Origin of the sequence: Tahibacter aquaticus (genome assembly GCF_004363655.1) — a bacterium.
Taxonomy (GTDB): Bacteria; Pseudomonadota; Gammaproteobacteria; order Xanthomonadales; family Rhodanobacteraceae; genus Tahibacter; species Tahibacter aquaticus.
This window is the reverse complement of sequence record NZ_SNZH01000008.1, coordinates 140,296-160,540: the sequence shown is the minus strand read 5'-3', so window position 1 is coordinate 160,540 and position 20,245 is coordinate 140,296. Positions and strand designations below refer to the sequence as shown.

9 protein-coding genes are annotated in these 20,245 nt (G+C 67.5%); 2 read left to right on the top strand and 7 right to left on the bottom strand.

Annotated elements, in window-relative coordinates:
• Positions 1–39 precede the first annotated feature (39 nt).
• Genes DFR29_RS14580 through DFR29_RS14565 form a run of 4 tightly spaced genes read right to left on the bottom strand, consistent with a single transcriptional unit; the run spans position 40 to position 12,910 of the window.
• On the bottom strand, positions 40–4,215 hold the full coding sequence (locus tag DFR29_RS14580; protein ID WP_133819351.1) for an Ig-like domain-containing protein: 4,176 nt from the start codon (positions 4,213–4,215) through the stop codon (positions 40–42).
• Positions 4,216–4,217: 2 nt separating this feature from the next.
• Positions 4,218–8,552 (bottom strand): hypothetical protein, encoded by a 4,335-nt coding sequence (locus tag DFR29_RS14575; RefSeq protein ID WP_133819350.1) that lies wholly within the window; start codon positions 8,550–8,552, stop codon positions 4,218–4,220.
• Positions 8,553–8,577: 25 nt separating this feature from the next.
• The gene (locus tag DFR29_RS14570; RefSeq protein ID WP_133819349.1) at positions 8,578–9,438 is read right to left on the bottom strand and encodes a hypothetical protein; all 861 of its coding nucleotides are present in this window, start codon (positions 9,436–9,438) and stop codon (positions 8,578–8,580) included.
• Between the two features lies 1 nt (position 9,439).
• Positions 9,440–12,910: an SdrD B-like domain-containing protein gene (locus DFR29_RS14565; RefSeq protein ID WP_133819348.1), complete on the bottom strand. Its 3,471-nt coding sequence runs from the start codon at positions 12,908–12,910 to the stop codon at positions 9,440–9,442.
• A 444-nt stretch (positions 12,911–13,354) separates the two neighbouring features.
• On the opposite strand from DFR29_RS14565, the gene DFR29_RS14560 reads away from it, so the two are divergent.
• Positions 13,355–14,764, top strand: coding sequence for a hypothetical protein (locus tag DFR29_RS14560; protein ID WP_208113599.1), 1,410 nt, complete (start codon positions 13,355–13,357; stop codon positions 14,762–14,764).
• A 294-nt stretch (positions 14,765–15,058) separates the two neighbouring features.
• On the opposite strand, the gene DFR29_RS14555 is transcribed toward DFR29_RS14560, so the two are convergent.
• Positions 15,059–16,753: an ArnT family glycosyltransferase gene (locus DFR29_RS14555; RefSeq protein ID WP_133819347.1), complete on the bottom strand. Its 1,695-nt coding sequence runs from the start codon at positions 16,751–16,753 to the stop codon at positions 15,059–15,061.
• A gap of 107 nt (positions 16,754–16,860) precedes the next feature.
• Between DFR29_RS14555 and DFR29_RS14550 the strand changes: the two genes are divergently transcribed.
• On the top strand, positions 16,861–17,637 hold the full coding sequence (locus DFR29_RS14550) for a glycosyltransferase family 2 protein (protein WP_133819346.1): 777 nt from the start codon (positions 16,861–16,863) through the stop codon (positions 17,635–17,637).
• A 57-nt stretch (positions 17,638–17,694) separates the two neighbouring features.
• Here DFR29_RS14550 and DFR29_RS14545 read toward each other — a convergent pair whose 3' ends face one another.
• Both DFR29_RS14545 and DFR29_RS14540 read right to left on the bottom strand, forming a co-directional pair.
• Positions 17,695–18,183 carry a hypothetical protein gene (locus DFR29_RS14545; RefSeq protein WP_133819345.1) on the bottom strand — a complete coding sequence of 163 codons (489 nt, stop codon included), beginning with the start codon at positions 18,181–18,183 and terminating at the stop codon, positions 17,695–17,697.
• A 240-nt stretch (positions 18,184–18,423) separates the two neighbouring features.
• Complete coding sequence (locus DFR29_RS14540; RefSeq protein WP_133819344.1) at positions 18,424–20,163, bottom strand: ArnT family glycosyltransferase; 1,740 nt, start codon at positions 20,161–20,163, stop codon at positions 18,424–18,426.
• Between the last annotated feature and the right edge of the window lie 82 nt (positions 20,164–20,245).

Sequence of the window (20,245 nt, the reverse complement as noted above, 5' to 3'; positions counted from 1 at the left end):
ACTCGGTAATAAGGGATATGCAGCACGGGAGAAGCCCCATCAGGAACCTGGCGTGGGCAGGCCCGGTGGCAAGGCTCCGCCACCGACGACACCACCGCCGCCTTTTACGCCCGGGCCGCCGCCGGACTGCGCGCCCTCGGGGTTGCAGCAGAAGACCGTGCAGATCACCGCACAGACCAGGTCGGGCGGATTGATCGACGTGCCCGGCGGATAGCCGGCATGTCCCCAGGGGCCGCCGGCCGGGCCGGGGCCGCCGCCGCCGGTGGGATCGCTTTCGCCCCAGCACTGGCCCCACAGCTTGTTGAAACTGGCCCGGCTGTTGCCGTCGCGATTCGTGCCGTTGGTGCATTCGTAGTTGAAATACACCGCCATGATGGCGTTGAACGGATTGCAGATTTCCAGCTTGGGCTGGCCGATCAGCGTTTTCGCCGCGAACGGCGACTGATTGCTGCCCAGTTGCACGCTGTCGCCGGGGAAGGTCTGCAATGCGGTCACCTTGTAGGCCAGGCGTACGCGCTTGTTCGCATCCAGCGAAGTCGGCACTTCGCCGGAGAATTCGAAGGCTAGCTTGGGGCTGCTCTGCGGCGCGACGAACCGCACGTTGTCGGCACGCACCAGGCCGTAGTTGGTGATGGTCAGCTCGCCGCTGAATTCCTCGCCGGCCTGCAGGTCGGGAATGTTGATCGCGCTGGGTTCGATGAGCACGACCGGCGCCGGCACATTGGTGCGGTAGGTCGCCTCCAGCCGCACGTCGTAGCGGTCCTGGATCGTGGTTTCCGTCACCGACCATTCGAAGCTGACCAGTTCGTAGTCGAGGAATACCTCTTCCAGAATGGGGCTGGTGCCGTTCTGGCCGACGGGCTTGACCAGGATGCGGCCGCTGGCATCGGCATGATTGGGCGCGCTGACGCGGTAGACGTAGTTGCCCAGCGGCAGGTTGTCCAGCCGCAGCAGGCCGCCGGGGCCGGTGCGGCCGCTGGACACCTCGCTCAGCACCGCTTCGTTCTGCACGCGCACGCTGGCGCCTTCCAGGCCGAGCACGGGCGGGCCGTACTTGCCCGTGGGATCGGTATAGATGTCCTCGACCTTGAAGGTGACGCTACCGACATTCGCATCGGTGACGGCGATGCTGAGGGGAATCGCGCCGTTCTGCGCATTCGCCGAGCCGACCGCGATATTCACCCGGTAAACGCCGTCGGTGACGCCGCTGCCCGGTGTCGCGACGATCTGTATCGGTGCGCTGGCGCCGATGTCGATGTCGCCGAGCTGGCCGCCCGAGCTGAGGCTGATCCAGCCCGGCACGCCGGCACCGGGACTGGCCTCGACCAGTTGCGCGGTGACGGCTTGCGCGGTCAGCGCGCCGCGGTTTTTCAGCGTTACCGTCTCGGTCACCTGCTGGCCGCGCTTGACCCCGCTCGACAGTGCGGCGGGCGATGGCCACAGCGACGGCTGCGGATCGCTCAGGCGGTAGTTGATGTTCACTTTGCCGCGTTTTGCATTACCGCTGTCGGCCGCGTAGGCACTCAGCACAATGACGCCGGTATCGCCGCTCTGCAGCGCCGCGAGTACGCGCACATCGAGGTCGATACTGCCGTTGGACGCAATATCCTGCGCTGGCGGCAGGGTTACGCTGAGGCCGGGCGGCAGGGCGCCGCCAGGCTGTTCGGCCGCTTCGATGGCCAGACGGAAACCGCGGATGCCTTCGCCCGCACCGGTCGATGCCTGCAGCCGCACCGGCGTACTTACCGTGCGCGCCGCATGCAGGTTGTAGTCGCCGGGGCTGAGCCTGACCCGGCTGATCGTGTAGTTCTTCTGCGTCGGCTTGACCGCCTCGTCCGGATGATTGGCCGATACGCCGAACATGCCGGCGTCGCTGGGCTGAGGCTTGAACACGAAACGGAAGTCGCCCTGCGCATCGGTCACGACATTGATCTTGCGCTGGAAGCCGCCGACCGACAGCACCAGGCGCAGCAGGCTGTTGGGCAGCGCCGCGCCGTCGCTGCGTGCTACCGAGCGGCCGCTGATCACGATGTCCTGCTCGCCGTAGCTCGCTGCCGGCAAGGCATCGAGCACGACGCCGGTATACGCCGTCTGCGGCGGTGCCGGCGGTTCTGCGGCCCTGGCCACCGTGACCCGGCGGCTGGCCGTCGTGGTTTTTCCGACCGTGCTGGTGGCTGCCACTTCGATGCGGTGCTCGCCGTCGGCAACACCAGCCAGCGGCCAGCGCCAGCTATACGGCGGCTGGGTTGCGGTATGCCGCAGCGCCCCGTCGACGGTGAACGCGACCGAGGCCAGGCCGACCGGATCGATCGCCGCGGCGACAATGTCCACATCGTCGGACAGGCGGGCCGCTTCGGACGGTGCCGTGATCAGCACGGTCGGTGCCGGCACGGCATAGTTGATCAGCACCAGGGTACTGGCCGCGCTGGTGCCGCGGTCGTTGGCGGCGGTGGCATGGATCTGGTGACCGCCTTCGCCGGGCAGGCTGACGCTGGCGCCGAACAGGCCGTTGGCACCGACCGGCAGCAGCGGACCGGCCGCACTGCCATTGAGATACATCTGTACTTTGCTGCCCGGCTGGGCACTGCCCGATACCGCGACCAGGGCCTGGCCGACGGTGCCGTCCAGCGGCGCGAGAATCTGCGGTGGCAGCGGCGCCGGCATGGCCAGCGTGACCGCATGGGCCTGCGTGGCGCGATTGCCCGACGCGTCAGTCGCTTCCAGCACGAAGGTATGCGCGCCGTTGGCAACGCCGTCGAAGGCAACGAAGGCGGTGTAGTGCTCGCCGTCGAAACTCGCCCCGGCCAGTGGCACGCCGTCGAGCGCGGCACGCGCGCTGCTCACGCCGGACGCGTCGCTGACCGCAAAACGCAGCTGGCCCGGTGCGCTCAGCGCTGTCGTACCCGAAATGGCCAGGCTGTCGGCGCCGAAGCGGGCGTCGCCGATCAGCGGCGGCTCGCTGTCGGGCGTGCCGTTCTGGATGCGGATGCTGCGCGTCGCTTCGCTGACCTGGCCGCGCTGGCTGCGCGCGACCGCCTTGAGCACATAGTCGCCGCTGGCGAATTCGGCCACGACGATATTCGCTGCATACGGCGGCTGGCTGTCGTTGGCGAGCAGGCGGTCGCCGACATGCAGTTCCACCGCGACGATGCCGCTGGCATCGCTGGCCGAAACACTGAATTCCGCGTCGGCGCCGAGCGTGGCATTCGCTGCCGGTGCAAGGATCTCGACCACCGGCAGGCCAGGCGAATACTGCAGCGCCTGGGCCAGGCTGACGACGCGGCTGATGCCGGCCGCGGAGCGGAATTCCGCGTGGATCTGTTTCGTGCCCGCGGCAGGACTGAGCAGGAATTCCACCGTCGCCACCATCGGCGCGAAGTCGACGCCGCTGAAATCCGTGCTTTCGGCCAAACGGTATTCGACCGCGTTGCGGCAGCTCAGCGTGAGCGGAACCGTGGGTTCGACGCGCACGGTATTGCCGTCGGCCACCGCGACGGCGCAGTCGCGCAGCGGTGCGCCACCGAGGAAGGCGGCGTAGTCGACGCCGGCGCTGACCGCATCGCCGCTGCCGCCCGGATTGTTCTGCGCATCGGTAGGGCCGCTGGCATGTCCCCACCAGTTGCCGCGCGCCAGTACGACGCTGGCAGGCGTTTGGTTGAGCACGCCGAAGGTATTGCCGACCAGCTCCGAGGCAGCAATCGACGGCGTCGCGCCGGTGGACTCCAGCGCGCTGCCATTGTCCAGCAGCAGCGAATCGCTGATCTGCGGCGTGCCGGCACCGACGCGGATGCCGCGTACGCTGTCGCGCACGCGCAGGCCGCGCAGCAGGTAATTTCCAGAAATATCCAACGCGGCATTTTCTGCCGCACCGGCGTAGCGCAGGTCGAGGCCATCGATACCCAGCCGTTCCGGCACAACCGCCGGCGATACCTGCACGCCGCGCCAGTCGCCGCGGGACGGCAAAGCGGCAGCGGCGTCGCTGCTGCCGGCCACGCTGTCGTCCTTCAGGCTGGTAAATACGACCTGGTCGCCCGTCGACAACTCGCTGCGCACGACCATGCCGGCGCGCGCGCCGAACTTGACCACGACGCCGTCGTCGACCAGCAGGCTGGCGGCCTGGCTGGCCGGGCCGGCCAGGCATAGGCCTGCCAGCAGCAGGGTGCGCGCAGTGCCGGCAGCGAGGCGGCGGCGCAGCAAATCGATGCAGTTCATCATGATCAGTTCCCCTCGACCGTGATGTTGGATGAGGCGGCCCCTTGCGCAGCCGGCGCGGTGGCGAGCAATGCCGTGACACCCGGGCTCAGGCCGCGCACCTCGCCTTCGCCGCGGCTGCCGCCGGCAGCGATGGTGATGCGGGGTGTCGTGCTGGCCACGGCCGGATCGGCGCTGGCGATGTCGACGGCGATAGGCACGGCCGCTTCGGTCGATGACCCGCCGGGCGTGTAGATGTCGACATCGAAAGGCACGCTAGTGCCAGCCGCAAGCGTCGAGGAATACGCGCGCACATCGAGCCTGGACCTGATCACCTCGATCCGGACCGGCGCCATGGACAGGCCGGGCGCCGTGACGGTCAGCGTGGTGCTGCCCAGGCCGATGCCGGTTACCGGCACTTCGATGCCGCTGTGACCGGCCTCCATGACGAGGCTGGAGGGCACGCTGCAGATCGCGGCATCGGTGCAGGCCAGGCTGAGTTCGACCGGACCGCTGAGGCTTACCGGGTTGCCATTGATCACGGCTGCCAATTGCAGGGAACGGCTGAGCAGGCCTGGGCTGGTCAGCACCACGCTTTCGCCTGCGGCGAGTTGGGGCGTGTCGACGACGACGCTGTCGCTTTCGATCCATTCGCCCTGCCATAGCGCGCGCACCCGATAGCTGCCGGCCCGGGTCGGCGAGGCGGCAAACAGCGGTTCGCTGTAGCGGTTGATGCCGGCGAATTCCAGGCTGCTGACCGCCGTGCCGTTCGTATCGGTGAATCCGGCGACAATGGGCGGCTGGCCGGCGCCGAGGATTTCCACCGGCATGCTGGCCGGCGCAATCGGTCGCGTGAATTCGCCCCGGCACTCGGGCAGCTCGACGCTCGCCGCCTTGTCCTGACTGCTCAGCTGCGGAATGGTCGCGCACGGATAGGCGAAGGCAAATGTCGCATCGACCAGGTCCGGCGGACCGCCGATGGCGCGCACAGCGGAGGCGAAAAGCTCGAGCCTGGTGGGGAATACCTGCGCATCGAAACTGGCGACCGGTTCGGCGATGCCTTCGACATAGGCATCGATCATCACGGGATCGCTGCTGACTTCGATGCCGCTGACCTCGAATTCGGCATAGCTTTGTCCTGCCGGCACTCTCACGCTCGGCGGCACCGACACCCAGTCCGGCGCGCGGCTGACCAGGCGTATCGTCAAGTCCTGTGCCGGCGCGTCGCTCAGCGACAGCGAGGCCGTGCCGACGAGGCCGCGGCCCAGTGGCAGGTAGTCGCGCTGCTGGGCAGACCAGGAGAAGTAGAGTTGTGAAAACGTTGCGACGCGCTGCGGCGCGGACACGGCCGCCGTAGCGCCGGCTATCGCAGCACGCACGCGGTAGCTGCCCTGTGCCAGCGGCGGCGCCACATAGGCATAGCCGCTGGCGTAGCTGCCGGCGCCGAGGCTCAGACTGGTCAGGGCCGTGCCGGCGGCATCGGTAATCGGCGCCGATGGCAGTACGCCTGCCGTCGCATCGCTGACCGACAGATCGATCGTGGTTTCCACCGCGGCGGTCTGGCCTTCGCTGCCGGCCCAGCGCAGCAGGAAATCGTCGCGGCCGGCGCTCAGCACGCGCAGGCCGTCCAGTCCCTCGATCGCGAAGGCAGCCGGCGCCACCGTCACCGCCAGCTGCGCCGTCGTGCGGCCGCTGGCGCTGGCGCTGAGCATCACCGGCTGGGCACCGCTCAAGGCCTTGGCATGGACATGGAATTGCTTGCGGCCCGTGCCGGCGTCGCGCAGCGATACAATTTCCACTTTGTCCGGATCACTGCTGCTCAGCGCGAAATCGCCGGGCAGGGCCAGGTCCAGTGCGTAGCCGGCCACTTCGGTGCGCAGGTTCACGTCCTGGCGGGTGAGACCCAGGCCCAGCTGCAGCGTCTTGGGATCGAACACCAGCGCCGGCTGCTCGACGACGATGGCGTCGGAGGTCCAGCTGCCGACGCCGGCCAGCGTGGCACGCACCTTGAAGCTGCCGGGCATTTGCGGCGCACCGAGATAGATGCCGTTGGCATCGGTGCTGCTGACTGCCGTGGCGCCGTTCCAGTCGGTGTAGAAGCCATCGACGATGCCGGCGGGATTCGCCTCGACGATCTCCAGCTGCAACGACCGCCCGCTGCCGGCCAGCGAACCGGCGCGATTCCAGTTCAGGCTCAGCCAGGAACGGCTGCCCAGCTCCTGCGTGTCGGTGGTGAACGACAGCGCGGCCGCGGCCACTTCGACCTGCAGCGGCGCCGCATCGGCCACACCGTCGCCCGCGTTCGCCGCACGGGCACGGATCGACACCGCAGCCGTCGTCACAGCCAGGCCATCCAGCGTGATGTCGACATAACCGCGATCGGCCGGAATCGTCACGCTGGCCGGCACAGCAACCCTGGCGGGGTCGCTGCTCTCCAGCGCAACGCTGACCGGATACGGCAGGTGCTCGTAGCTGCCGCTGCCGTAGGTCGCCAGCAGCACCGACTGGCGCAGCCCTTTGCCCAGCGCCAGCGTTTCCTGCTGCTGCGGAAACACCAGCTGCGCCGGTGCGCGTACGGCGAGGTAGTACAGGTTCCTCGCCTGCGCCAGCCCGACGCCCTGCAGGCGAATGCTGGTCTGGCCCTGCTGCAATGCCTTGATGCGCACCGGCGTCGCCGCGCGTGTCTGGCCCGCAGCGATGGTCACTTCGGCCGGCACGATATCGACTACGCCCGGCACCAGGCTGCTCAGCGCCACCGTCAGGCCGCCGCTGGGTGCCGGCGACGACAGCTGCAGCGGAAGATCCACATAGCTATTTTGCGGCAAAACGTAATACGGCTGGTCGCCCAGGGTCGGTGTCAGCCGGTAGATCACCACGCTGGTTGTCGCCGGCGCGTAGCCAGGCGCGGAGAAATTCAGCGTTACCTCGCCGGCGACGGTGCGCAGGCTGCGCAGTTCGATGTCGAACGCGTCGGCGCCGACCGGCACGCTGGCCGTGGCCGGCACCTGCAGCGCGGCACTGTCGGCGTTGCCGATGGCAACCGCGAGGCCGCCGGCCGGTGCTGCATCGCTCAGGCGAACCTGCAAGGTCTGGCTGTCGGACACGGCCACGAAGGCGAGCGAGGGCGCCAGTATCGAGGGTTGATGCGTGTTGATCTGCGTCTGCGCGGTTTCGTAGCCGGGCGCTTCGGCGCGCAGCAGCGCATAGCCGACGGACGTGGCGCCGATCTCGACACTCGCGCTGCTCTGTCCTGCGGCGATGGTGACGCTGGCGGGTACCTGCAGCACGCTGCTGTCCGAGGTACTCAGGCTCACTACCAGCGCACCGCTGCCGCCGTTGCGGGCAATGACAATGTTGCGGCTGCGGCCTACGCCGAGCGAACCGCCGGGATTGCTCAGCCACAGGGACGGCGTCGCACTGACACTGACCGTCGCCTGCACGGTGGCATGACCAGCCAGACTAGCGCTGATCTGCGCCGAGCCGGCCGCGTGCGCGCTGACACTGACATCGGCCTGGTACGCACCTTCCGCGACAATCACCGGCGATACGACGCTGGCGATCTGCGCCGCACTGCTGTCCAGGGCAACGCTGGCGCCGCCGGCCGGTGCCGGTTCGGCCAGGTTGATCTTCAGGCTGCCGGTATCGCCGGCAACCAGTTGCAAGATGGCAGGCGTCAGGCCGAACGGCGGCAGGCCGACCTCGACCAGTGCATCGTCGGCGACGACGTAGGCGATGCCCTTCAGGCGCCAGGCCACATCGCCGACAACGACGCCGGCCGGCACCAGGATGCCGTCGATGCGGTTGCCGCTCGCACTGAGGCCGCTGCCGACCGGCGAGGAGGCCAGGTCGATCGCGATGGCCGCAGCGGCATGGTTGCTGATATCGGTATCGTCGATACGCGGCGATGCGGCTTCGATCGCCACGCCGCTGCCGTAGCGGATGCGCAGGTGCGACAGCACGGTATTCGCGTCGTTTGTGCCGTCATGGAAGGTCAGGCGGCCCCAGTCGCCCGGCTGCGCTGCCGTCGAGCCCGCAACATCGCGCACCGAGGTCATGACGATGGGCTGCGCGGCCGTGCCCTGTGCCGACAGCGCGCCCTGTACGACGCGCAGGCCGGCGCCGGCTTCCATCAGCAGCGTTACGCCCGGCTCGACGCGCAGGCTGGCGCCGTTCTCTACGGTGACCTCGCCGCTCAACCGGTACGGCGAAGCAGCAGCAGTCCAGGTGGTGTTCTCGACGATTGCGCCGGACACCGCGGTCGCGGCCGCGACCGGTGCCGTGGCGCAGACGGCGAGCAGCACCAGTGCCGCGCCGATGGCGCGCAAAGGTACCAATAGCGGCTTCCATAGCAAAATATCCATTTCCCTTTCCCCACTAGTCAAGGCTTTATCGATCGCAAGGACCGGGCAGCGGCTTGCCCCGGTCCGTCGCCATGCGTTCGTCGCGCGCCAGGGCGACTCTGAATTCGGCATCCGAGCCGAGGTAGAAGCGTGGATTCGCGTATGCCGTCGCCTGCCAGGCCTCGCGCCAGGCCGGCGCGGCGCGGTGGTCGGCGACGACGACGATGAGCGGATCGAGACCGGCCACCACGCCGCTGCGTGCGAGTTCGCGCGCGATGCGCCTGGCGGCATGGCGTGGCGCTTCGCCCGGCCGCGCCACGTTGGCGGCGCGGCCAATGCGCTGCAGCGGCGCATCGGTGCCAGCGTCGAAAACCAGGCTGGCGGGTGCCAGCGCGGCCTGGCGCTGCAGCATGCCGGCGCTGACAAACACCGGCGGCGCCGGCGGCGCTGCGGCTGCCGCAGCCGGCGGCAAAGCCTCGACGCCGCCCGCCAGTACGCGTACACCGGCATGGCCTTGCGCACGCCAGCGTGCACAGACCTCGGTCAGCGCTCGCACTTCGTCGGCCGCGCCGACCAGCAGCAGCTTGGCCGCTTTGTCGAACACGGCCAGCGCATCGGCCGCGGCAGTGTCGACCGGCGTCGCGCCCGCAATGGGCGCGCGCAGGCCGCCGCCGCGGCGCGCATCGAGCAGATGCGGCGCGCCGGGCTCGCGGCGCAGTGCCGCCATCGAAACCAGGCAGGCTGCCGCGTCGTTCGCTGGCGGCGGCGCTGGCGCGTGCGCAACTGCCGCTGCCGCTGGCGCACGCGCGGTGCAAGGCGGCAACGTGCCGTCGCCGGCAGCGCCACCGGCGCAGGCAGCGAGCCCCAGCGCCGCCGCCAGGCGCAGCGTGATTCGCAGCGCTGCCATGTCAGCCACCGCCGCGGGCGGCGGACGCGCCGCCCGGTGGTGGACAGCTCGTCTTGCGCGCCTTGCCGGCAGGCGCGTCCGATGTGGGCACGCCCTCGCACTCCAGCATCAGGCGATAGCTTTCGCGCTGCAGCGCCTGTATCAGCAGACCGAAGTCCTTGGCCAGCGGCGTGGCGAAGTTGCCGTTGTCGCGCCAGTCGGTATCGACCGCATCGGACACCGCCAGCAGTTTGGCGATCGCACTGTCCAGCAAACCCGTGACGCGGTGCTGCATGGCCCGGTCGAAATCGGCGAGCAGACTTTGCGGCTGGCCGCCCAGGGCCAGGCCCTGGCGCACGCGCTGGGCCAGTGTGTCGAGGCTGACTACCGGCACGGCCAGCGTAGCGGACTTGGGCACAGCCGCCGGCTCGCTGCTGTTGCGCGCCGTGGCCTGCAGAGCCGAGCCCGCGTCCACCAGCCCCGGGCGCAGCCCCAGGCGGAAGGTGCGCTCGGCGCCAGCCGGCACGGTCAGGCTCCAGCTGGCGAAGCCGTCGCCTTGCTCGCCCGGCAATGGCTGCGGCGATTGCAGGTGTGCATCCTGCTGGGTTTCCGCGCGCAGCGTCAGCGGCACTGCCGCTGTCAGCGCCTTGAGCCGGATCTGCACGTCGGCAAGGACGTCGGCCGGGAATGCCGTCGGCAGCGGCGGACGCGTCGCGGCGAAAAGCTTGGGCCACAGAGCCTGGCGGTACGCCGGATTGCCCTGCAGTGCGGCATACAGGTCGAAGCCGAACAGCAGCGTGCGGTTGACCTGCGTGATGGCGGTGGCGCCGTTGTCGAAGGTGCCCAGTGGACCGCCCAGCGGCGCCTCGATCGCGTAGCCATGCCGTTCGCCATAAACCTGCAGCGTGCCGGCCGGCAGATAGCTCGACTCGGCCACAGTGACGCTGCCGCCCGGGGCCAGCGGCAGGCCGCCGATGAAAGTCACCGGAATATACTGTTCCAGTTGTTGCACAGCACCGGCGGCGGACGCCGGGTTGCCGCGCGGCTGGTCGGCGATCAGCCATTCCTCGCGCAGCAGCGCCTGTGCCAGTTCGAGGTTGGTCGCCGCCGACATGGCCGCCGCCGCACCGCTGGCGATCCAGTAGGTATTCCAGTGGCCACTGCGCAATTCCGTGCGGAATTCGCCATCGCTCTGGGCAATCTTGTGTTCGACGCCCGCCTCGGCCAGCAGCGCGGCAAAACCCTGCAGGCGTTCGGTACCGCACAGGTTCTTGGCCGGTAGCGCGGACTGGCTGGAGGTGCCGCCCGCGCAGGCCAGCAATACCAGTACGCGCGGCGCCGCAGGCAACGCTGCCAGCTCCAGTTCGAACGGCGCCGCGGCGGTCGCAGACAGGGGATAGTCGACACGGTTGTTGTGCAATTGCAGGTCGACCACGTTGGACGATACCGGCGTGATCGTCGCTGTCAGCGTGGTGGCACCGCTGCCGCGCAGCATCAGCTTGAAGCGCAGCACGGAGCGGCCGTTGGCCGGAGGCGTCGTCAGCCAGGTGCCGTAGCCGTCGAAGGTGCTGCCGTCCTGCGCCACCACCGGTTCGCTCAGTTCGGCGCCCGTGGGCAGCAGCAGTTCCACCCGTGCCCGCGTGGCTTTCGGATCGTAGGCATAGACGATGACGTCGAACGGCCGGCCGACGACATGCTCGGTTTCCGCGATTACCACTTCGACCGACTGGTCGGTCACGATCTTGTCGTCGGGCGTCAGCGACTTGGCAAACGAATAGCCGACCGCTTCCTGCGCCGCAGCGAGATGGATGCTGCGGATCGTGGCACCGTCGACTTCGCCGCCGGCACTGCCGGCGCGATGCTGGCCATCGGAATAGCCCGCCAGCGCCGCCACCGTCAGGCTGTAGTCGCCCGGCGGCAGCGCATCGAACACGAAGCGGCCCAGCGAATCGGTTCGCCGCGTACGCGCGAGCGCTGCCGTCGGACCGGCGGCTTCGCCCAGGGTCACCTCGACTTCGCTCATGGCCGGTTCGCCGGCATCGCGCAGGCCGTCAGCGTCGAGATCTTCGAAGACCTGGCCGCTCAGCGAACCCGGTGCCTCGGCGATGGCGTCGGTAGTCAGGGTATAGCGCACGCGCCCCTGGCTGCCGACAGCGGCGCCGTGGTGGTCGAACAGGTTCAGGTAGTACAGCCACTGGTCGCCGCCGGCATTGCGCTCCCTGGAGAACCAGGCGTTTTCGGCGGCCAGGCGGCGGCCGTCTTCGCGCACTGCGCGCACAGTGGTCATAGCGCCGTCGAACGGATCGGCAATCCTGCTGTAGACAAAGTTGTCCGGCGCCGCGTCGATGGAAAGCTCGCGCGTGTTGCCGCCGCCGCTGAGGCTGGCCACCGCCACGACAACCGGCGTCGCGCCGAGATTCGCCGGGGCAAGGCCGCCGTCGGATTCGAACAGCTTGGGCACATCGCCGAAATTCTGGTAGGCGAGGTAGTCGCGCACGCCGTCGCGCCCGGGCAGATCGACGCGCACGTCGCGGATAAGCTTGTGGGTGGCAATGTCGTCGCTGCGGATCAGCGCAGTCAGCTCGCCACCCAGTTCGTCGGCATGGCGGATGGTCGCCTTGAATTCATCGAAACGGCCGGACAGGCTGGCCGTCATGTTCCAGCGCCCCATGCGCGCTGCCGCCGCCTCGATCGCAGCGAAATCCAGCGCCAGGCTGGGCTGGGCCGGTGCCGCGTCGACGAAACCATCGAGTATGCGGAAATCGACCAGCAGGCCCTGGCGGTTCTCGACGATCTTCGGCTGGCCCGATTCGATGCCCAGCTTGGCCACGCGGCCGTAGCCGTAGTTCCATACGCGCACGCCCAGGGTGAACGGCAGCATCGGCTCTACCGCCGGCGTGAACGGATCGTCGCCATACACCGGGCCGGGCAGGAAATAGTCGAGCCGGATCTTCGGCTGCGGCCGGACCGTGATGGTATCCGGCGTCACATCGACGGTCTTGGTTTCCTCACCCAGCCGATAGGTGATTTTCGCGCCGACGCGATAGGCGACGCCGTCCGGCGTCACGCCGCCGGCATTTGCCGAGGGAATGATCAGCCAGTGCGCCTCGCCGGTCTTCTGCGCGGCGACCGTCGCCGTGCCGTCCAGGGTGCCGACGATATCGACCATGCCGTCTTCGCGGAAAAAGAAGCGCGCGGCGGTGTCGCCAGGATTGTTCGTGGCCGGAATCGACACGCCGTTCGCATCGGTAAAGCGCAGCTCGACCTTGATCGCCTCGACCGGCAGGGAAAGCCCGTTGCGGATCTTCAAGGTGGCGTCGAACGCCTGGCGCTCCAGCGTGACCGTCTGGCGGATCTCGATCTTGACCTCGGCACAGACCGACTGGGCCTGGGCCGTTCCCGCCAGCAGAAACAACATGCCCAGCAAGGCAAGGCGGGCGAGCAGCGCGCGCAGCGAGCACAGGACCGTGCGCGGCACGTTTCGGTTTTCCATCATCAGATTCCTTGACGTATTCAATCCCTGCGACGAGCCGTCGCCGAACGCAACCTTGTCACCGAGGTCCAGCACAACGACGCACACACTCACAAAAACCCCCAAGTACTTTTCTGCAACTCCTACAGCTATAGCAGTAGCCACATATCCAACAGCATGCTGACACGCGCGGCGTGGCCGCCCCTGCGGCCAGCACGCGATTGACAGCCTGTCTGTACATCGGCCTTGCGAATGTGCAGCGACGCGAACCTGCGGAACCGCAACGTTCAGTGCGGCGGCATGCGCAAAGGCATATGGATGAGTGCGCCCTGCTTCATAGGCCGGCTCAATCGCAGCCATCGACAATGGCGATTGGTATACAAGCGCGCACAGCGCCATGCTCGGCCGGCCGCGGTGACGCGGCTCAGGGGACTTCCGCATCGTAGACACTCGGGAGACACCACGATGAACAGGTCCAAGCAATTCCCAGGGATAGCCAGCCTGACCTTGTTTCTGCTGCTGGGCTGCTGCACGGCGGCGAACGCCGCCGATCCCGCCAAGCCCGCCGCCAGGCCCAGCAGCTATTCGCCCGTTGTCGAAGAGGATTTCGGCAGCGTCATGGCACGCATGAAATCGCAGAAAGCCGGCATCGAACAACGCCATGCCAATTTGCTGAAAGAACGCTACGACCTGGCCAACCGCGCCGCCGGCGGCGTGACCATGTCGCGCGGCAAAGCGGTACAGGAAGGCGTACGGGTAAAACTCAAGAACGGCAGCAACTGGGACAGCCTGGCCGGCATGAGCCCGGAAGAAATCCGCAACAAGGATCTCTGGCCCGCCGGCTTCTATCCGCTACCGCACCCCAACCACGGCGAAGGCGGCATGCTGTTTCCGCAATTCATGATCGACGAGGTCAACCGCCAGGCCCGGCGCGACCTCACCCGCTTCGATCTGGATTTCGATCTGCCGGACCATTTCCTGCCGGAATTTCCCGCGCCGATCTACCTGACCACGCGGCCCGACCTGGGCGACGTGTCCAAGGGCAAGCTGGTCACCTCGGACAACTACTACGAGCTGTTCAACGGCACGCTCAATCCCAAGCAGCTGGAAGGCCTGCGCCTGCTGGTAGTGCCGTTTCCACAGCAGCAGTTCAACCTGACCGCCGACCGCCGCTCGGAACGCCCCAGCCTGGGCGTGGCCTGCTTCGACTGCCATGCCAACGGCCATACCAATGCCGCGACCCACCTGGTCGGCGACATACGGCCGCAGGAACACCGCCACCGCATCGATACACCCAGCCTGCGGGGTAACAATATCCAGCGCCTGTTCGGCTCGCAGCGCGCGCTCAAGACTATCGAGGACTTCACTGAGTTCGAGCAGCGCGCCGCCTATTTCGACGGCGATCCAGTACTGGCGACCAAGAAGGGCGTGAATATTCTCGAACGCGGCAGCCAGGTACATTTCATGGCTGAGTTCGAAGCCCTGCTGGATTTCCCGCCCGCACCGAAGCTGGCCATCGACGGCAAGCTCGATGCGCGCAAGGCGAGCGAGGCGGAACTGCGCGGCCAGGAGATATTTTTCGGCAAAGGCAAATGTTCCACCTGTCACACGCCGCCGTACTACACCGACAACTCCATGCACAACCTGCAGGTCGAGCGCTTCTTCAAGGAGAAGAACATCAACGGCCGGCTGGCCAGCGCCGACGGTCCAATCAAGACCTTCCCGCTGCGCGGCATCAAGGATTCGCCGCCCTACCTGCACGACGACCGCCTGCTCACGCTGGACGATACGGTCGAGTTCTTCAACCTGGTGCTGGAAACGAAGCTGTCCGGCGACGAGAAGAAAGACCTGGTTGCATTCTTGCAGCAATTGTGAAAATTGCAAAAACAATAACGTAGGCCGGGGCGAGCCGCAGGCGCACCCCGGCATCGAGGTCCATCGCACACAAAGCGCCCGCGGCGAAGCGAACCAGATGTCGCTTCGCCGCGGGTGCTCGCAATGCGGGTGCCTTCCGCAAACTCGATGGCGAAGCGGTCAAAACATCGCAGCGCTGTGCGCATTGCGGTGCGCATCCGCGATCCGGACAGTCCTTCGGCACGGGCTATTTGATGGGGGCATACCTCGATGTTGGGGTGCGCCTGCGGCTTGCCCCAACCCAAGCTCTCTTTTTCAATCGTCGCTGCGCTCGGGCGGCTTGCCGTAGCGCCAGTAGTCCGGCGGATACAGCGCGGTGCGCTGGGCCGGCTCGGCCGGGGTCTGGCCGGCCTCGATCGCGGCCACGGTGGCAGCGTCCCAGACTTCCAGCCAGCGCGAGCGGAACGGCTGGATCAGCAAGGCGAAGCGGCGCGCACGCGGGTCGAGCTTGGCGGGATAGCGCACGATCACGCCGCGGGGATGCGCCGCAGCCCAGGCGCCGATATCGTCGATGCGGATTTCGTCGATGCTGCCGTGCAGGCGCGCGCGATAGTGGTACTGGCCTTCGTACGAGCCGACGTTGGCGATAGGCCGCTGTTCCTGGTGCGCGCGTGCGAGCAGGTCGGCAGCAGGATCGAGGTTGAAGTTGTGGAACATTGTATAAGCGAACAGCGCGTGCGCCAGTGCGACACCGAGCAGGCCGGCGCCGGCAATGCGATGCAGTTCGGCCTCGCCTTCGCCGGGTAGCAGCAGTACCAGGGCGAGGCCGACGAAACCGATCGCAAAGAACGGACTCAGCGCAGAGGCATCGTGCAGCCAGTGCGAATGCATGCGCCCGCCCGCCGCCCATAACGGCAGCAATGCCAGCACTACGGCAAAGCCCAGCGCAACCAGCGCCAGCGGCCACGCGCCCCAGCGGCGGCCACGCCCCTGCTCGCGCACCTGCTGCCGCGCGAGTACGCAGGCCAGCGCCATCGCCGCGCCGGGCAACAGCGGCAGCAGGTAATAGACCTGCTTGCCCGAGACCAGGCAGAACACGCCGAAGGTCGGCAGCAGCCAGGCGATCAGGAAACGTTCGCTGTCGCCCAGCGGTCGGCGCAGGGTCAGGGCCGCGCGCCACAGGCGCGGCCAGCCTACCCAGGGAAACAGCAGTACCAGCAGCATGGGCAGGTACCACAGCAACGGCCGTGCGTGATCGAAGCTGTCGACGACCCGGCCGGCGGTCTGCAGGAAGAACAATTCGTTGCGATAGGCCTCGCCGCCGGCAAGGCCCGCCGGCACGGCCCAGGCCAGCAGCAGGGCCAGGCCGCCGGCCAGGGCAAGCGCGCCCCGCAGATACCAGCCGCGCCGGTCGGCCCGCGCGTGCTCGCTCCACCAGGGGCCCAGCAGCAACGGAAACGCAACATGCAGCAGCATCACCGGACCCTTGGTCATCAGCCCGGCACCGACGGCCAGGGCGAACCAGCCCCAGCGCGGTTTGCCCACGAGCATGCACAGCGCCCAGGCGACGGTCAGCGCCAGCAGCACTTCGTACATGATCTGCAGGCCGAACAGGAACGAATAGGCCAGCGCAATGAGGAACCACGGCGTGTACTGCGCCGGCAGGGGGCGCAGCGGGAATACGCGCCGCGCCAGCGCTGCCGCTGCCAGCAGCCAGCCGGCGCCCAGGCCTACCTGGAGCAGGCGCGGCCAGATGTCGTTGACGCCGAACACGGCCCAGCCGGCATGGATCAGCCAGAACAGCAACGGCACCTTGTGGCTGTAGGGATGGCCGTTGATGTGCGGCACCAGGAACTCGTTCTGGCTCCACATTTCCCAGGCCACGGCCAGCGTGCGGGTGGAATACAGCGGAATCGGCCCGTGCTGGAAGATCGCGAACAGCGCGACACACAGCCACAGTGCCAGCCAGGCCGGCGTTACGGAAAAAAGGGAACGCAGCGTTTTCGGCATGGGCGCGCTGGCTGGGGAAACGGCCGATATTCTAGACGCTGTATGCCTCAGCGTGGTGTTACGCCGTCCGCGCACCAGGCCCGCGGACGGCCTGCTAACCTTCGCCCATGACCTCTTCTTCGCGTCCCGGCCTTAGCGCCTGCATCATCACCTACAACGAAGCCGACCGCATCGACGCCTGCCTGGCGTCACTGGATTTCTGCGATGAAATCGTCGTGGTCGACTCCGGGTCCGGCGACGGCACCGCCGAACGCGCCAGCGCGCTGGGCGCGCGCGTGCTGACCCGCACCTTCGACGGTTATCGGCGGCAGAAGGATTTTGCCGTGCAGATGGCCGGCAACGACTGGGTCATCTGCCTGGATGCGGACGAGCGCATCACCCCGGCCCTGCGTGCGGCGATCGAGACGGCACGCGGCCAGGGCTTCGCCGCACGCGGCTATCGCTTTGCCCGCGCCACCGAGTATTTCGGCGCGTTCCTGCGCCATGGCAATGCCTATCCCGACCGCGTGCTGCGCCTGTTCGACCGCCGCCATGGCGGCTGGCGCGGCGACCGCGAGATCCACGAACATGTCAGCGTCGACGGCGACGTCGCCCTGCTCGCCGGCGACCTGGAGCACCGCGCCTATCGCTCGCTGGCCGACCAGCTGACCCGGCTGGAACGCTACGCGCGCCTGATGGCCGAGCACGACCATGCCCGTGGCCGGCGCGCAACTTTGTTGAATATGATAATTAATCCAGCTTGGCGTTTTTTCCGCGGATTCGTCCTGCGCGGCGGTTTTCTCGACGGCTGGCGCGGCCTGGTCTATGCCTGGGTCGAATCCAACTACGTGCGGCAGAAGTTCATCAAGCTGTGGCTGCTGGCGCGCGGCCAGCGTATTGCCTAGCCGGCGCAGTTACGCAGAGCCTGCGCCCGACGCACAATGGCGAGGGTGCGACGTCGCTCAGGCCTGGGCGAGGATCAGCTCCACGCGCTGGCGCATCGCATGGGCAAATTCCTCGTTCTTGGCCTTGCCCAGCACGCGCTGGTATTCCGGCAGCAGTTCGGTCAGCTCGGCCTTGGTATAGCAGCGTTCGAGCTTGAGCGTGAACAGGAAGGCGCGCAGGCCCAGCGCGGCGACAGCGGTTTCGTTGATGAAGGCGCGTGCCATCTGCAACGGCGGCATTTCGGCATCGGCCGGCGCAGGCGACGCTGCGCCGGGTGCATTCGCGGCAGCGCGCCCGTCGACGGCGATCAGGCCGAGGTTGCTCAGTTCGGCGAGGATGCCGCCCACATCGCCCAGCGCGGCGAACTGGCGCTTGAGCTCGGCCACGGAATGCTGGCCGTGCACGGCGATCAGCAGCGAGCGCGAACGCGCATGCAATTTCTGCTTGCGCTCGACCAGCTCGCGCTGGCCTGACGCTGTCTTGCGTGGAATGGCATTGTCCTGCATGGCTGGGTTCCCCGATCCGCAACGAGCTTCCAGCATAGTCCGCCTACGGTTGTAGTTGAACTCCAGGGGATGCTTCAGCAGTTTTCGGCATATGGCCGCATACACAGGCGCCTGCCCGTACAGGCAGGGCGTGCTCCGGCAATGCGAAAGCCTGGCCTGCGATTGGCGCCACGACTGCATCGTCGGCCGCGATTTGCAGCCTGTGCTGCCGGCTCGCGCAAAAAACGCGAACCGGTGCAGCTACTCTGCATTCGAATCGCCGTCCTCGCCCTTGGCCGTGGCCGGATCGCAGCCGCGCCGGAAGGCATCCGCGCGCAGCAGGTACCATTCGCGCCGGTTGGCATGGCCGACGTACTGCGCCTTGTCCGCATCGACACAGGCGCCGAAAGCGTCGCGCAGCACGAACAGCCAGCGTTGCGCCGGCTGCTGCGCCTGCCATTGCTGCGCCTGCGCCAGCTGCTGGGGCCAGGGCTTGAGGAAACCGAAGTCCTTGGCCGGCCGGTCGGCGTGCAGCAGGTTCTGTTCCTTCCAGGCCACCAGGCCGAGTTCGGCGTCCTTACCGATCATCTCGCCGGTCTTGCGCATGACCTGTACGGCCGAAGTGGAGTCATTGAGCACCGGATAGGCCCAGAAGCCGAAGCCCAGCCAGATCGCGGCCAGGGTCAGCAGCATAGCCAGTACGCTGCGGCGTACCCGCAGCCATAGCGCGCTCACGCAGGCGACCAGGCCGACGGAAAGCACGAACAGCCACAGCTGCGCCCCGCCCGCTTCCAGTCCGCGCTGTTCGAGCAGGCGGTTGGCCGCGCTCAGGTGGCCACTCCAGGCCAGCGCGCCGGCCAGCAGGAATACAACGCCGAGCAGGCTGACAAAGGCCAGCACCACCCGGCGAAACCAGGGCTGCGCGGTAACGAACTGCAGTTGCGAGCCGACCAGCAAGGCCAGCAGCGGCAGCGCCGGCATGATGTAGACGTCGCGCTTGCCTTTTGGAAAGGTAAAGAAAAGAATAATTAGCACTATCCAGCCCAGCAGCAGCAGCACGCGCGCATCGCGCTGGCGCAGCGCCTGGCGCCAGCGCGGCACAGCCCAGGGCAGCGTCAATGCCAGCGGCAGCCAGGCCGAGCCGATCACCTCGGCGTAATACCAGAAGGGCTGGTGATGGTGCCAGGATTCGGTATAGCGCTCCGCGGTCTGGCGAAACAGGATGTCGTTCATGTAGGCGCGGTATTCCGGCCCACCGTCGGCATGTACCGCGTAGAGCATGGGCCCCAGCCATAGGGCCGTCGCCACAACGAACGCGAACAGGCCCAGCAGCCAGCGCAGCGCATCGCCGCGCTCGGCCGGGCGGCTGACATCGCTCCAGCCCTGCCAGCGTGCGAACAGATAGGGCACGAACATCAGCAGCGCCAGCACGCCGACGCCTTTGGTAATCACGCCCAGGCCGGCGGCGAAGCAACCCAGCCAATAGGCGCGCCAGTGGGGGCCGAGCAGGAAATGCCGCAGCAGGCCGTAGTTGGCCAGGGTCAGGAAAAAGCACACGCTGGGATCGATCTGCGCGCGCTTGGCCTGGTAGACGAACTGGAACGTGCATAGCAGCGCTACGGCCGCATACAGCCCGACGCGGTGGTCCCACAGGCGCCGGCCCAGGTCGTACACCAGCGCAAACATGCCCAGGCTGGCCAGCAGCGAGGGCAGCAGGAAGGCGATGCGCCAGCTGCCGGTCAGCGTGTAGAAGAACGCCTGCATCGCCATGAACAGCGGCGGCTTGTCCGGATACAGCTCGCTGCCGCGATGCGGTATCAGCCAGTTGCCCGACTCGATCATCTGCTTGGCGACCAGGGCAAAGCGTGGCTCGTCCGCGGGCCAGGGATCGCGCAGGCCCAGGCCTGCGCCGAGGACCAGCAATGCAATGCCGAACAGCAGCCAGAACTCCTGGCGCTGGCTGAAGCGCCAGCCGAAAGCGGAATCGAATGTTTGCGACATGCAGACTATTCCATTTATAGCCAAATATCGTACGAAAGCACGGTTGCCGGCACGCGGTAGCCGCCCCGTCGGAGTGAAGCAC